We start from the raw sequence: 13,400 nt of genomic DNA on the forward strand, positions 1-13,400 counted from the left end.
CAGCAATATTTCTAAGCGACAATTTTGTTTCATTTTTAAGACAGTGGCTGCCATGCGTTGACTGCGTCATCCGACATGCAGTTAACCAGAGGCGTGTCTGTACTTATGGCATTACAAGGAGGTCGACAATGCAATGCTCGCCGGATGAAATACGCCACCAGATCCTGGACGCCGAACCCGTGTTGAAAACACTCGATATCGAGATGGAAGGGATTGAGTTTGATCCGCTGGTGCCTTCAAGCGTCACTGCTGCCTACGCCAAGGTGGATCGGGTGATTGAGCATCTGTTGGCCCGGTTCAAAGCAAACCCCATCCTTGGCCCGTTAACGACAGAGCTGAAGTCCCAGTATTTTGATGGTATTCGAGCGAAGGTAGCGCATGCCAGGAATGGCAAGTAGCTGGGATCTTCGTCGGCAGCGACCGTTCATTTTTCTCTTCGACTGGCCGGTGTTGTTTCCCAAGGGGCACAACACCGGCCATTTGGCGCCTGTCTTACTACATGCTGCGCCCCGAAGTGATTGCGCCTGCTACCAATCTGGCGCTCACCGCCAACGCCAACGCCAACAAAGACGCGAACGCGCTGGTTTCGGCCGAGGTGCAAGACAACCCGAACATCTACCCCTCTGCGCAGGTGATAGCCACGCTGTTCACCCTGCAACCGCAGTCCCATGCGGTCGATCGTGTCCGCACGCGCTCCTGGAGCAATATCAAGAGCGGCAACTGAGCCGACATCGGCGCGATGATTCAACCGAGCGCTCCTCTTCACTTCGCGAGCGTATGCTCTAACACAACCTCCAATGGATGGCGCAATTGCAGGTTGGCAAAGCGCTTCACCTGACTGCGACAGGAGTATCCCGTGGCCAGCGCCTCGCTGTTTTTGTTCAGTTTGCCGGACCAGGACTGCTCAAAAATGGTTCGTGAGCGGCCTTGGTTACGTGCTTCATGGCCGAAGGTTCCGGACATGCCGCAGCAGCCGGTCGCCTCAGTCGTCAGCTTGAGCCCGAGCCGGGCAAAAACGGCTTCCCATTGCGAAGTGCTGGCCGGGACATTGGTTTTTTCGGTGCAGTGCGCCAACAAACGGAATGTCCCGGTCGCGGGATGCGGGTTTTCCGGCAACGCATCGGACAACCACTCCTGAGGCAGCAAGACCTTCGGGCAATCGTTGAGCCCTGGTACTTTTTGATATTCCTGGCGGTAGACCAGCGTCATCGCCGGGTCCAGTCCCACCAGCGGTACACCGCAGTCGGCGAGCGCCTTGAGCTGATTGCCGTTGCGGATCGCCGCCCTGGCGAAGGCGCCGAGAAAACCCTGCACGTGCAAAGGCTTGCCGTTGGCGCTATAGGGCGCCAGAAACACCCGATAACCCAACTGATGCGCCAACTGGATAAAGCTCGCCAGCAACGGCGTTTCGAAGTAACGGGTGAAGGCGTCCTGCACCAACACCACGCTGCGCTCACGTTGTGCCACGGTCAGTTCGCGCAGGGCTGGCACGCTGGCGACCGCGACCTTGCAACGGGTCAACGTGGCCTGCAAGTCATGACGGTGGATCAGCGGGCTGTCGAGCATGCCGACCTGTCGCTCAAGCAGGCGGCTCACCCATTTCGAGCCCATCACCGCGTTGTAAAGACCCGGCGCATACGCCATGTATGGAATGGTGAACTCCAGCGAGCCGATCAGGTAGTCACGCAGCGGTCGTTGATAGCGACCGTGGTACAGCTGCAGAAAACGCGAACGGAATTCCGGGACGTTGACCTTGACCGGGCATTGTCCCGCGCAGGATTTACAGGCCAGGCAGCCCGCCATCGCGTCATAGACTTCATGGGAAAAATCCGCCTCGCCCCGCGAGCGCGCCAGGTTGTTACGCAACCGCGCTGGCAACCCGCGCAACCACGACAACTTGCCTCGGGCCGCTTGCAGTACATCAATATTGGCCGCGCCTTGCAGACGCAACCATTCGCGAATCAACGACGCCCTGCCCTTCGGCGAGTGCTGGCGCTCACGGGTGGCTTTCCACGAGGGACACATCGCATCATTGGGGTCGTAGTTGTAGCAGGCGCCATTACCGTTGCAGTGCATGGCGGTGCCGAAGCTTTGCCAGACGCGCTCGTCGATCTGCCGATCCAGATCTCCGCGCAGCGTCACTTCGTTGACCTTGAGCAAGCCCTGGGCAGCATCCGGCGGCGTACAGATCTTCCCGGGGTTGAGCTGATTGTGCGGGTCGAACGCGCCCTTGAGCGATTGCAATGCCGGGTACAACTCGCCAAAAAACCCGGGGACGTATTCCGAACGCAAACCCTTGCCGTGCTCGCCCCATAGCAACCCGCCGTAACGCCGGGTCAACTCGGCCACGGCGTCGGAAATCGGCTTGACCAGCGCGGCCTGGGACGGGTCTTTCATGTCCAGCGCCGGACGCACGTGCAACACACCGGCATCGACGTGACCGAACATGCCGTACGCCAGACCATAGCTGTCCAGCAAGGCACGAAACTCGGCGATGTAGTCGGCCAGTTTCTCCGGCGGCACGGCGGTATCTTCAACGAAAGGCTGCGGGCGAACCTCACCTTCGACGTTGCCCAGGAGCCCGACCGAGCGTTTGCGCATGACGTACACGCGGGTCACGGCTTCGACGCCTTCTGCCAACGTGTGGCCCAGCCGCTCAATCGTCGAGTCGGCCTGCAGATGCGCCACGAACGACGCCACGCGCGTGTTCACTCGCACCACGTCGTCACCGCTGAACTCCACCAGATTGATGCCCAGCGTCGGGCGCTCGACGTCCGTCGGGAAATACTCGGCGACGCTATGCCAGACGATGTCTTTCATCGCCAGCAGCAACACCCTGGAGTCCACGGTTTCGATGGACAACGGCTTGTGCGCCAGTAGCGCATCGGCGTCACGCAGCGCATCCATGAAGCTGCCGTAACGCACGTTCACCAGCACCGAATACCTGGGAATCGGCAGCACGTTGAGCTTGGCTTCGACAATGTAGCCCAATGACCCTTCCGCACCGCACAGCACACTGTTGAGGTTGAAACGCCCTTGCTCGTCGCGCAGGTGCGCCAGGTCGTAACCGGTCAGGCAACGGTTGAGTTTGGGGAATACCGATTCGATCAGATCGGCCTGGGTCTCCTGGATATTGCGCGCCACCCGATACACTTCGCCGATACGGCCGGACTGCGCGCAAGCCGCCTCCAGTTCCGCGTCGGACAGCGGATGGCTGTGCAGGCGCTCACCGCCGAGCAGCACGCTGTGCAATTCCAGTACGTGGTCACGGGTCTTGCCATAGGTGCAACTGCCCTGGCCGCTGGCGTCGGTGTTGATCATGCCGCCGACGGTGGCACGGTTGGACGTCGACAACTCCGGTGCGAAGAACAGCCCGTGAGGTTTGAGCGCTGCATTGAGCTGATCCTTGACCACGCCCGCCTGCACCCGCACCCAGCGCTCGGCGACGTTGATTTCGAGGATGGTGTTCATGTGCCGCGACAGGTCGACCACGATGCCATCGGTCAATGACTGCCCGTTGGTGCCGGTGCCACCACCGCGCGGGGTCAGCTTGATCTGGCGAAAGCGTGACTCGGCCATCAAGGTCGCGATGCGTGCGATGTCACCTGCATCCAGGGGGAACACCGCCGCTTGCGGCAGCCGCTGGTAAATCGAGTTGTCGGTCGCCAACACGGTGCGGGTGGCGTAGTCAGCGCTGAGCTGGCCGCGAAAGCCGCTGGCACGCAGGGCTTGAAGAAATTCCGGGTACTGTGCCGCGAGTGCAACGGTGGGCAACTGAGCGATCATCGCAGGCTGTTCTCTTGTCGGTCTAATCACGGGAAAACTCAAAACACTTGTCGCCTGAGCATTAATGGGTCAGCCTCAGGTCGTCGGGTACGCCAATGATCCTGCAGGCTGTGGCACCAGACAAACGGATAATCCTGCCGCTATCGATGACTTTTACGAATGAATTACCGTCACCTCACCCCTTCGATGTCGCTGCTGCTGGCCTTTGAAGCTGCCGCCCGTCATGAAAGCTATACCCGTGCCGCGATGGAACTGTCATTGACCCAAAGCGCCGTGAGCCGGCAGGTCCAGGCGCTGGAACAGCAACTGGGCCTGACGCTGTTCCGCCGTGAAGGCCGGCAAGTGCAGTTGACCGATGTCGGTCGTCTTTATCAGCGGGAAATGAGCGAAGCGCTCGGACGCATCCGCAGCGCCACGTTGCAGGCCATGGCTTATCAATCAGGCAGCGGCACCTTGCGCCTGGCCACCTTGCCGACCTTCGGCTCGAAGTGGTTATTGCCGCGCCTGCATGACTTCTACAAAACCCATCCCGGCATGCTGGTGCACATCAATTCCCGGATCGATGCCATCGACTTTGAAACCAGCGGGATCGATGCCGCGATCGTCGTCGGCAATGCCGACTTGCCGGGCCTGATCAGCCATCGTCTGCACACCGAAGAACTGATGGTGATCATTTCGCCACAAGCGGCCGAAACCCATGACGCTTGGACCCCGGAGCGCATCGGTGGCCAGACGCTGCTCAACGTCGCGAGCAACGCCAACGTCTGGGGCGAGTGGTTCAGCCACCACGGCCTGCCCCATCGGATGATGCGGCTGGGGCCGAGTTTCGAACTCACCTCGCACTTGATCCAGGCAGTCAGGGCCGGCATCGGCATCGGTCTGGTACCGCGTATCCTGGTGGCCGACGAGCTGGCCAATACCGAACTGATCAGCCTCGATCAGCCCTTTGCCAGCCAGCGCAGTTACTACCTGGCCTATCCGCCGCGCAACGAAATGCTGCCGTCACTCGTCGCGTTTCGTACCTGGTTGCTGGAGCAGATCTGACGATTACCGCCCAAGGAACGCGTAGCCGAAACCAACCACCTTGGCGTCTTCGCCGTAGCCGCCCAGGAACGAAACACCGACCGGCAGGTTGCCCTCGATGATGCCTGCCGGAACGGTGATCTCGGGAAATCCCGTGGCCGAGGCAATGTACGACGACGCGTAGGTATCGCCGGACTTGCACACGTAACTGTCATCGCTCACACCGTGCACCACCGAAGCCGGGCAGTTGATGGTCGCGAAGAACAGGCTGTCCACCTTGTTCTTCTTCATGACGTCCATCAGTTGCGCGCGCAACTGTGGAATCTTCCGGGAGAGGATGGAGATGTACTGCGGTGAATCGGTGCTGGTGGCACTCGCTAGCGTTTCCAGTCCGGCCAGGCGTGCCGGGTTCATCCCGTGCGCAGCGTTTTGCGCCTGATTTTGTTTGGCCAGGTCGAGAAACTGCACAAGCGTTCGCGGTTGGTTCGGATTGAGGGTGGCGAGGTAGCGTTCGAATTGCGGCTTGAACTCACCCTCTCCTACTGGTCCGAGCACATCGCTCCATAGGGTTTCAAAGGCTTTGGGCAATTCGATGGAGACGACATGCGCACCGCGCTTGCCGAGGGTTTCCTGCGCCGTTTTAAAGACCGCATCCACCTCCGGGTTCGCCCCCTTGAAATTGGTGATCACCCCAATGGTCTTGCCTTGCAGCGAGGAACGGCTCAGTGCCGGTTCGAACTGTATTTTATCTGCAGCAAGGTCGAGGGTCGCCGGATCGCTTTTGTCCTGGCCCTTGATCGCATCGAGCACAATGGCCTGATCCAGCACGCTGTTGGTAATGACGCCGGCGGTATCGAACGCGAGCGACAGCGGAATGATGCCGCTACGACTGATCAGCCCCAGCGAAGGTCGAAAACCCACCGTGCCGGTGACGCTGGCCGGCGCCCGGATCGAGCCGCTCGTGTCCGACCCCAACGCGAAGGGGGCAAACGCCGCCGCCACCGAGGCGGCAGAACCGCTGCTGGAGCCGGAAGCATCCCGCTTGGTGTTCCGCGGATTCAGCGTCTGGCCGCCAAACGAGCTGTAGCCAAACCAGCCAAAGGACGCCGCCAGTTCCGACAGGTTGGCTTTGCCGAGCAGAATGGCTTGCCCGTCGATCAGCATCTTGACGGTGAAGGCATCCTGGCTTGGCACCGACGAACGCAGCACGAAGGAACCACCGGAGGTGACCATACCAGCGGTGTCAAAGTTGTCCTTCACCACGAATGGAATGCCGGCCAGCGGTGCGTATTTAAAAGTGGGGTTTTTCGCCCGTTCAGCATCCCACTTGCGGGCCTGATCGATCGCCTGTTCATTGATGGTCACCAGTGCATTGATGTTTTGGCCCTGGTGATTGTTCGCCTGAATGTTATTGAGGTAATGCCGGACCAGTTGCTCGGAACTGAGGGTCCCGGCATTCAACGCATGACGCATATCGGCGAGACTCATGCGGTCGATACCGTCATCCGCCTGAGCACTTGCCGCCATTAGCAAAAACGCGCACGCCACGAACTTTTTATTCAACTGCATTTTTATTCTCCGAGTGGGTACAGGCGAACGAAACCGGCTCGCACCTGATAGAGGTGCAAGGGAGTGGATGGGAGGCAGGGAAAAAAGGCCGGGGTTATTCCGCCGGCCCTGGAAAGTTCTTAAGACAATGTCGAAGATCGCAGCCTTCGGCAGTTTCTACAGCAACTTGCTCTTTTGCAGAAATTCCTTGGACACGCTCTCGATGGATTCACGGCCGACATCGACCCGGGAATTGAGACCCGCGATGGTGTCGTCATCCAGCCTGGACGACAGTGCGTTGAGCAACTCGCCGATCTTTGGATTCGCCTTAAACACTTCGGTGCGAATAACCGGGGTCAGCGCGTAGCTGGGGAAGAAGCCTTTATCGTCTTGCAGCACCACAAAGCCGAAGGCCGGAATCCGCCCATCCGTCGACAGGACCAAGGCCAGATCGACCTGCCCGTCTCGAAGCGCCTGATAGGTCAGCCCGCCGTCCATGCGGACGATGTTCTTGCGCTCAAATTCAAACTTGTAGGTCTCTTGCAGAGGACGCAGGCCATCAGGGCGGGAAAAGAATTCAGCATTGGAGGCAAACTTGTAGGACTTGCCTGTTGCGATCTTATTTGCAAGATCGCTGATCGAGGCGATTCCATCCTTCTCTGCCTCGTCCTTGCGCATAGCAAAGGCGTAGGTGTTATTGGCCTTGGATGGGTTCAGCCAGGTGATGCCTTTCTGCGCATCAAGCTCGCTGATTTTCTTGTACGTTTCGTCAGCGTTGAGCTTGTCCGTGACTTTATTGTAAGTAATCAGCGAAGTGCCGGTGTATTCCCAATACACATCGACCTGACCATTCTCTTGCGCCGCGCGCAATACGGAAGAACCCAGGTCCGGACGTTTATCGACACTGTAGCCATTGGCGCGCAGGAGTTGTGTGGTCATCTCGGCAACCAATTGCTGCTCGGTAAACTTCTTGCCGCCGACCACAATCGTGTTATTGGCAGAAGCACTGCCCACAACACCGCAAACAAGACTCAGGGTAAAGATCAGACTGGCCAGCATTCGATAGATCATCGTGCACCTCATATTATTGGTTTTGTCCATGGTCATCGGATTCACTCGCGCCCGGTCAACCTCAAGCCCCGTGACACTGCAATGTTTTGAATCAAGCCGCAGCCCAGATCGACCGCAATCGCCAACAGCGCGGTCGCCGCGGCACCGGCCAGCATCATGCCGAAGTCATTCAAGTCGATCCCGGTAAAGATCAACTCGCCCAGCCCGCCGCCACCGACCAGGAAGGCCAGCGGAGCGGTACCGACGTTGATCGCCAGCGCCGTGCGGATGCCCGCGAAAATCACGTTCATCGCGTTCGGAATTTCAACTTTCCACAGCGTTTCCCGTGGCGTCATGCCCATGGCCTCGGCCGCTTCGACCAAGTGCTGCGGCACGGCGCGCAAGCCTTCATAGGTGTTGACTGCCACGGGTAGCAACGTCGCGACAAACAACCCGATGATGGCCGCGCCGCTACCGACACCAATGAAACTCATGGCCAAAGCCAGCAACGCGAGCTTGGGAATCGCCTGCCCTACGTTAAGGACCTGCATGCTGGCCATGGCGTAACGCTGGTTCGCCGGACGGCTCATCCAGACACCCAACGGCAGCGCGATGACCAGGGCCAGGAGACCACTGACCGCCACGATCTGCAGATGCTGGACCGTCAGGTAGCTGATGTCGCCCCAGTAAAACTGCAGCCCTTCCCACAATCTGATCAGTAAGTCAGACATCTTCAGTGCACCACCGGAGTAATGTTTTCAACAAGTCGTGCCAGGATGTCGGCCTGGTGGACATAGCCGATAAAGTGCCCGTCGCTGTCGTTGCAAAGTGCCCAGTCCTGGCCGCGACCCAGCAATTGCGAAAGCACCTGGCGCAGGTCATCTCCTGGCTTGACGATCAGGTGCGATTGCGAAAAAACAGCGCTGTTGCCGCCAACGATCTGCATGTGTTCCCGTGGCGGAACCTTGCTGGCCACGTCAGCCGCACGCAGCAGACGCAGGCGCTTCATGATCCGGTCGCCACCCATGAAGTTCGCCACGAACTCACTGTTGGGCCGGGCCAGCAGATCATCCGAGCTGCCGAACTGCTGGATTTTTCCGTTATGGAACAGGGCGACGCAGTCCGCCATCTTCACCGCTTCATCGATGTCGTGACTGACAAACAGGACAGTCTTGTTGACGAGGCGCTGGATGCGCATGAATTCGTCCTGGATCACTTCCCGGTTGATCGGGTCGATCGCGCCAAAGGGCTCGTCCATCAGCATCACGGGCGGATCCGCTGCCAGGGCCCGGGCCACGCCTACGCGTTGCTGTTGACCACCGGAAAGTTCACACGGATAGCGCTTGAGAAATTTCGACGGATCCAGCGCGACCACTTCCAGCAACTCCGCGGCGCGCTTTCGGCTTTTGGTTTTGTCCCATCCCAACAGATTGGGAACGACGCAGATGTTTTCCTCAACGGTCATGTTCGGGAACAGGCCGACTTGCTGGATCACATAGCCGATGGAGCGCTTGAGGGTGACGCTGTCCAGTTCGGACGTGTCGCGACCGCCGATTCTGATCGTGCCGGAGGTCGGCGTGATCAGTCGGTTGATCATTTTCAGCGTCGTGGTTTTACCGCAGCCCGACGGCCCAAGCAGTACGCAGATCTGCCCCTCTTCAACATTGAATGAGACATCTTCTACTGCAGTGATTGAGCCGAATTGCTTGTTCAGGTTTTCGATCTGGATCACGTCGTAGCTTCCTTCATTCGGCCGGTGGCCACTTTGTTCTTGTTCAAGCCTTTTGGCGTCAGCAGGCGCTGCAAGCCGTACAACGCGTAATCGGCCGCAATGGCGATGACACTGATGACGATCGCGCCGGCCAACAGCTGTCGGGTATCCGATTGCGCGATGCCGCGAATGATCAGGCTGCCCAGGCCGCCGGCGCCGATGTACGCCGCGATGGCCGCGATGCCGATGTTGATGACGGTCGCCATCCTCACGCCCGCCATGATCAGCGGGACCGCAATCGGCAGTTCAACCTTGCGCAATCGTTGCCCGGTCGACATGCCCATCCCGATCGCCGCTTCGCGCAAGGCCGGATCGATGTTGGAGATCGCAGTGGTGGTGTTGCGGATGATGGGTAATTGGGAGTAGAGAAACAGCGCAATGACCGCCGGCACGACGCCGATCCCGTAGCCGATCAGCGACAGGGCCGGAATCATCAGCCCGAACAGCGCGGCAGAGGGAATGGTCATCAGGACCGCGGCGAAGGCCAGGACCCAGCGCCGCGTTCTGGGGTGCTGGGAGATCGCGATCCCGACAGGCACGCCCGTCAGAATCGCCAAACCCACCGCAACCGTCACGATGAGCAGGTGCTGCCCGAGTAGCAGACTGATCAGCCCGCCGTTTTCCAGAATGAAACTCAAGGTTTCCATGGTTGTTATGCCTTCTGTACGTCATTGTTGTTTTTATCGGTCGCGCATCTGGAATTGAACGCCGGATCTGTAGGAAACATTACCGCGCTACCGTAGGCACTCTGAGCTTCGAGTTCGACGATTTCTATCAAAAAAACGACGTCACGCGGCAAGCCAACTCGCAATGCAAGGCGCAGGGTCGATTGAGGACGCAAGTATGCGGGATCGCCATATGACCCAGGCTTGCCAGAGCGCACCGCCTGTCGGGCCGAGTCATTAGCTTGCTATGGGATTTTGCAGAGAGGATTGGTTCAGGGGTTTTTCAGGGGATTGGCGTTTGTTGACCCATGCACTCGGTGACTGAAATCAGGAGTGAGCATCATCAAATTTCCGCCGCTCTTCACCGGGCGTACATCCCCAGATACGACGGTAAGCAGCACCCAGATGTGACGCTGAGACGAACCCACAGCTGTAAGCGATGGACGCAATGGGCTGGGTGCTCTCACGCAGCAACCGGCGTGCTTCGTTCAACCTGAGCTCCAGGTAGAATTTCTTCGGCGTCATGCCGAAGTGCTGATGCCACAGCCGTTCGAGTTGACGGTGGGACAGATTGCAACGGTCGGCGATCTCTTCGATGCCGACGATGTTCTCCAGATTGTTCTCCATGAAGGCGATGGCGGCTGTCAGCCTGCGATCGTGAATGCCGAACCGCCACTGGATCGACATCCGCTGATGCTCTTCCGGCGCGCGTATCCTGGCGTGCAGAAATTGCTCGGCGATGCTCGCCGCGAGCTGGTTACCGAAATCAAGCGCGACTTGTGCCAGCATGAGGTCGATGGCCGCCGTTCCCCCGGCACACGTCCAGCGGTTGCCATGGTTGACGTACAGCTCCCTGGTGACTTCGATCGTGGGGAATTCCTCCGAAAACTGGCCGATGGACTCCCAGTGCAAGGTGCAACGCTTGCCTTCCAGTAAGCCTGCGCGTGCGAGGATGAACGTACCGGTGCTCAGTGCGCCGACGGTGATCCCGCGGGACGCTGCGCGCTGCAGGAAGCGCAGCATTTTGGGTGGTTTCTGATGCTCGATGTCCAGGCTCGCCAGGACAAACACGCGATCCAGTTCCGGCGCCTGATCAATCGGCACGGTCTGGATTTCGATACCGCTGCTGGAACTGACCGGTCCGCCCGACTCCGTGAGCAGGGTCCACTCATAAAGCGTTTTGCCGGACAGTCGATTGGCCGCGCGCAAAGGCTCGCTGGCACCCGCCAGGGCCATCATGGAGAACTGAGGGAGAATCAGCAGCCCGATTCGCTTGGTTGTGTGGCTATTCACAGACGTCGCTGACTCACTGGGGGCTGTCATCGCCAGATCCTTTCATGGGGGCAGCCGTTCAAGTGAACAGCCTGGGCCACCCGAGGAAGTGGCTTTGCACCCGCCATGTTAGGGGTTGGGCACGCATTCAGCCAGATTCAATCGTTGAGACAGCGAACCAGCCCTGCCGAAGCGTTACGACAGATCAGAACGACGGAAGCAATACACCCCGCGATGCTGGAAATCGCTGCGAGAGCTCGACGCCCGAGGTCTCGCAGGAGAATGGCGAGCGGATCAGCCGCGCGCGCGGATGGCTTCGTCGATGCTCTGGATCATCGACTTGAACACAGGGCTGTCGACCTGATTCTGCTGGCCATGTTGCATGTGCGAAATGATCAGCGCATTCGGGCCGGCATCGCCGGGATAATTCTGGTGCAGACGCACAGACTCCGACGGCATGTGCAAGGTGTTGTCAGCGCCATGGATGATCAGCGCTGGCGGGAAGCCTTTTGCACCTTCGATGGACTGCTCCGGGTCATACGCCACATAGGACTTGTAGGACTTCGCCGTCACGTAAGTGCAGCCCGGCCAACGGTCCGCGCCGCCCGCTTCGGTGTAGCCGCCCAGTTGCTGATCGACATAAGCCTGGGTCTCAGGATCCAGCGGGTAGTAACCGAGACGGGTCCCATCAGTGCCGGTGTCGAATGGAGGGATCGGCGCGTCATCCGCGAGTTGCTGGATGGCTGCGTCAGCCGCAGCCTGATCAGCGCGCAAGGCTTGCAGTTTGCGGATGTTGGTATAGCTCATCGGCACCCAGAAGCGGATCTGTTCACCGCCGGCCGCAGCCAGCTCAGCCACTGCACCGAGGCTTGCCACCGAGCCCATCGCCCACGATGCGACCACCGGCATCTCACCGAAATTCTCGCGCGCCCATTCAACGGCACCGAGCACTTCATCTTTCTGGTCTTCGAGGATGACGCTGGTGATGACCTTGTCACCAGCCTCGAGGGTGTTACGGATGTGCTTGTTGGAAAAAAAGCCTGCCACGTCGTAGGTCATGACGCGATAACCCAGGCCTGCCAGGGCGCGACCGAACAGTTGGCCGTACATCGTGACCCCGCCGGTGAAGCCGGAGTTGAAGATGACCGGTGGCAGTTTTTGCAACGCAGCGTCGAGTTGTTCTGGCTGAAAAACCGTGCCTTTGAGGCTCAGGGTTTCATCGCCATACTTGACGGTGAAGTTGATGTCTTTTGTTGTAATGTTCGTCATTGCTGGTTATCTCGAAGTGGGAGCGTGGGCGTAGATCAACTTACCAATTGGCCAAATGCTCCTCGCAGAAGCTGGCCAACAGGAGTTCGGGTTTCTTTGGAAACATGCAGTGCAACGGCATCAACAAAGTTGAAAGCCTTGCCCAGATTAAAGAGGTCGGAGTACGGAATTCCCTTGTTGTCAGTTCCAACATGAGGTGCATCCGTTGCTTCCAGAAGAATCTTGTCCGCGCCGACGGCGCAAACAATTTGCGTCACGAAACGAGCTGATTCCTCGGGATGGACGCAAGTGCGATAGCCAGGGCCCTTGAACCACACGTTGCCTCGTTCTCTGGCCTCAGTGAGTAGCGCGATGTAAGCCGGCTCAGTGATGTCACGCTCGCTGTGGCATGTGCCCAGGTGATCGATAATGACCCGCACATCACGAGGGATCTGGCGCAATACGCGCAGATTCGTCTCGGCTTCTTTCGCGTAAATGTGCAGGTGCTGGCGCGGTTGCAAGCGACCATAAAACGCAGCCCACTGCCCATCGCTGAATTGCGTATCGGAAACCGTTTCAGGCCTTGCATCGTGCAGAACGATCCGTGCGCCAACCACCTGCGGGTGCGAGAGGCGTTCCTGGGTGGCGTAAGCAGGTTCTGCCTTGATCGTCCCCACCAATTTGACGTCCCCATAGCGCAGAGGGTTGGCCGCCTGGAGATTCTTGAGTTCGTCAAATGAAGCAAATACGTTTTCTGAATCCGGCAGAATGCTCAAATGGACGTTATTGAGGAGCGTCGGAGCAATTCCGGCATCGATCAATGTATCCAGATAAGCAGTCAGCGGATGCGGCTCAGGTAATGCATAGGGCAGCGAACCGGCCACTCGGCGCAGGTCTTGCGATGTATAAAAATGAACGTGACTGTCTATTCTTTTGATCAGCGGCAGCATGATTATTGTTTCCTGCTTTTGTGCGAAAACAATAATCGTCGTCAGTGCTTCGTCGCTCCCGCCAACTCGACGTGTAGTATCAAAATT

At 58.8% G+C, this 13,400-nt stretch carries 12 protein-coding genes; 3 read left to right on the forward strand and 9 right to left on the reverse strand.

Annotation, left to right across the window (positions count from 1 at the left end; all coding sequences use genetic code 11):
* Positions 1-128: 128 nt before the first annotated feature.
* Both WHX55_RS18310 and WHX55_RS18315 read left to right on the forward strand, forming a co-directional pair.
* The gene (locus WHX55_RS18310) at positions 129-398 is read left to right on the forward strand and encodes a hypothetical protein (protein WP_150725514.1); all 270 of its coding nucleotides are present in this window, start codon (positions 129-131) and stop codon (positions 396-398) included.
* A 101-nt stretch (positions 399-499) separates the two neighbouring features.
* Positions 500-724, forward strand: a complete 225-nt coding sequence (locus WHX55_RS18315) for a hypothetical protein (RefSeq protein WP_353740981.1) — start codon at positions 500-502, stop codon at positions 722-724.
* 38 nt (positions 725-762) lie between these two features.
* Here the strand turns inward: WHX55_RS18315 and WHX55_RS18320 are convergent, their stop codons facing one another.
* The gene (locus WHX55_RS18320; protein ID WP_353740982.1) at positions 763-3,786 is read right to left on the reverse strand and encodes an FAD-binding and (Fe-S)-binding domain-containing protein; all 3,024 of its coding nucleotides are present in this window, start codon (positions 3,784-3,786) and stop codon (positions 763-765) included.
* Positions 3,787-3,945: 159 nt separating this feature from the next.
* On the opposite strand from WHX55_RS18320, the gene WHX55_RS18325 reads away from it, so the two are divergent.
* Positions 3,946-4,830, forward strand: a complete 885-nt coding sequence (locus WHX55_RS18325) for a LysR substrate-binding domain-containing protein (RefSeq protein ID WP_151214349.1) — start codon at positions 3,946-3,948, stop codon at positions 4,828-4,830.
* A gap of 3 nt (positions 4,831-4,833) precedes the next feature.
* Here the strand turns inward: WHX55_RS18325 and WHX55_RS18330 are convergent, their stop codons facing one another.
* From WHX55_RS18330 to WHX55_RS18365, 8 genes are all read right to left on the reverse strand, one after another.
* Positions 4,834-6,378, reverse strand: a complete 1,545-nt coding sequence (locus WHX55_RS18330; RefSeq protein WP_353740983.1) for an amidase family protein — start codon at positions 6,376-6,378, stop codon at positions 4,834-4,836.
* Between the two features lie 156 nt (positions 6,379-6,534).
* Complete coding sequence (locus WHX55_RS18335; protein ID WP_353740984.1) at positions 6,535-7,464, reverse strand: glycine betaine ABC transporter substrate-binding protein; 930 nt, start codon at positions 7,462-7,464, stop codon at positions 6,535-6,537.
* 5 nt (positions 7,465-7,469) lie between these two features.
* Complete coding sequence (locus WHX55_RS18340; RefSeq protein ID WP_353740985.1) at positions 7,470-8,138, reverse strand: ABC transporter permease; 669 nt, start codon at positions 8,136-8,138, stop codon at positions 7,470-7,472.
* 2 nt (positions 8,139-8,140) lie between these two features.
* Positions 8,141-9,139: an ABC transporter ATP-binding protein gene (locus WHX55_RS18345; protein WP_353740986.1), complete on the reverse strand. Its 999-nt coding sequence runs from the start codon at positions 9,137-9,139 to the stop codon at positions 8,141-8,143.
* Positions 9,136-9,825, reverse strand: coding sequence for an ABC transporter permease (locus WHX55_RS18350; RefSeq protein WP_150754096.1), 690 nt, complete (start codon positions 9,823-9,825; stop codon positions 9,136-9,138). Before WHX55_RS18350 ends, WHX55_RS18345 begins: the two co-directional genes overlap by 4 nt.
* 345 nt (positions 9,826-10,170) lie before the next feature.
* Positions 10,171-11,166, reverse strand: coding sequence for a GlxA family transcriptional regulator (locus WHX55_RS18355; RefSeq protein ID WP_150725506.1), 996 nt, complete (start codon positions 11,164-11,166; stop codon positions 10,171-10,173).
* A 243-nt stretch (positions 11,167-11,409) separates the two neighbouring features.
* Complete coding sequence (locus tag WHX55_RS18360) at positions 11,410-12,384, reverse strand: alpha/beta hydrolase (RefSeq protein WP_150725505.1); 975 nt, start codon at positions 12,382-12,384, stop codon at positions 11,410-11,412.
* A 35-nt stretch (positions 12,385-12,419) separates the two neighbouring features.
* Entirely contained in the window at positions 12,420-13,313 is an 894-nt protein-coding gene (locus WHX55_RS18365; RefSeq protein WP_353740987.1) for an amidohydrolase family protein, read from the reverse strand.
* Positions 13,314-13,400: the final 87 nt, after the last annotated feature.

The sequence above is a fragment of the Pseudomonas fluorescens genome, assembly GCF_040448305.1.
GTDB classification, from domain to species: domain Bacteria; phylum Pseudomonadota; class Gammaproteobacteria; order Pseudomonadales; family Pseudomonadaceae; genus Aquipseudomonas; species Aquipseudomonas fluorescens_BH.

What these genes read in the sequence shown, in the direction of transcription:
- WHX55_RS18340 (WP_353740985.1), bottom strand. Translation starts at nt 8,138, where the DNA reads ATGTCTGACTTACTGATCAGATTGTGGGAAGGGCTGCAGTTTTACTGG.
- WHX55_RS18355 (WP_150725506.1), bottom strand. Translation starts at nt 11,166, where the DNA reads ATGACAGCCCCCAGTGAGTCAGCGACGTCTGTGAATAGCCACACAACC.
- WHX55_RS18315 (WP_353740981.1), top strand. Translation starts at nt 500, where the DNA reads ATGCTGCGCCCCGAAGTGATTGCGCCTGCTACCAATCTGGCGCTCACC.
- WHX55_RS18365 (WP_353740987.1), bottom strand. Translation starts at nt 13,313, where the DNA reads ATGCTGCCGCTGATCAAAAGAATAGACAGTCACGTTCATTTTTATACA.
- WHX55_RS18325 (WP_151214349.1), top strand. Translation starts at nt 3,946, where the DNA reads ATGAATTACCGTCACCTCACCCCTTCGATGTCGCTGCTGCTGGCCTTT.
- WHX55_RS18320 (WP_353740982.1), bottom strand. Translation starts at nt 3,786, where the DNA reads ATGATCGCTCAGTTGCCCACCGTTGCACTCGCGGCACAGTACCCGGAA.
- WHX55_RS18360 (WP_150725505.1), bottom strand. Translation starts at nt 12,384, where the DNA reads ATGACGAACATTACAACAAAAGACATCAACTTCACCGTCAAGTATGGC.
- WHX55_RS18350 (WP_150754096.1), bottom strand. Translation starts at nt 9,825, where the DNA reads ATGGAAACCTTGAGTTTCATTCTGGAAAACGGCGGGCTGATCAGTCTG.
- WHX55_RS18330 (WP_353740983.1), bottom strand. Translation starts at nt 6,378, where the DNA reads ATGCAGTTGAATAAAAAGTTCGTGGCGTGCGCGTTTTTGCTAATGGCG.
- WHX55_RS18310 (WP_150725514.1), top strand. Translation starts at nt 129, where the DNA reads ATGCAATGCTCGCCGGATGAAATACGCCACCAGATCCTGGACGCCGAA.
- WHX55_RS18335 (WP_353740984.1), bottom strand. Translation starts at nt 7,464, where the DNA reads ATGACCATGGACAAAACCAATAATATGAGGTGCACGATGATCTATCGA.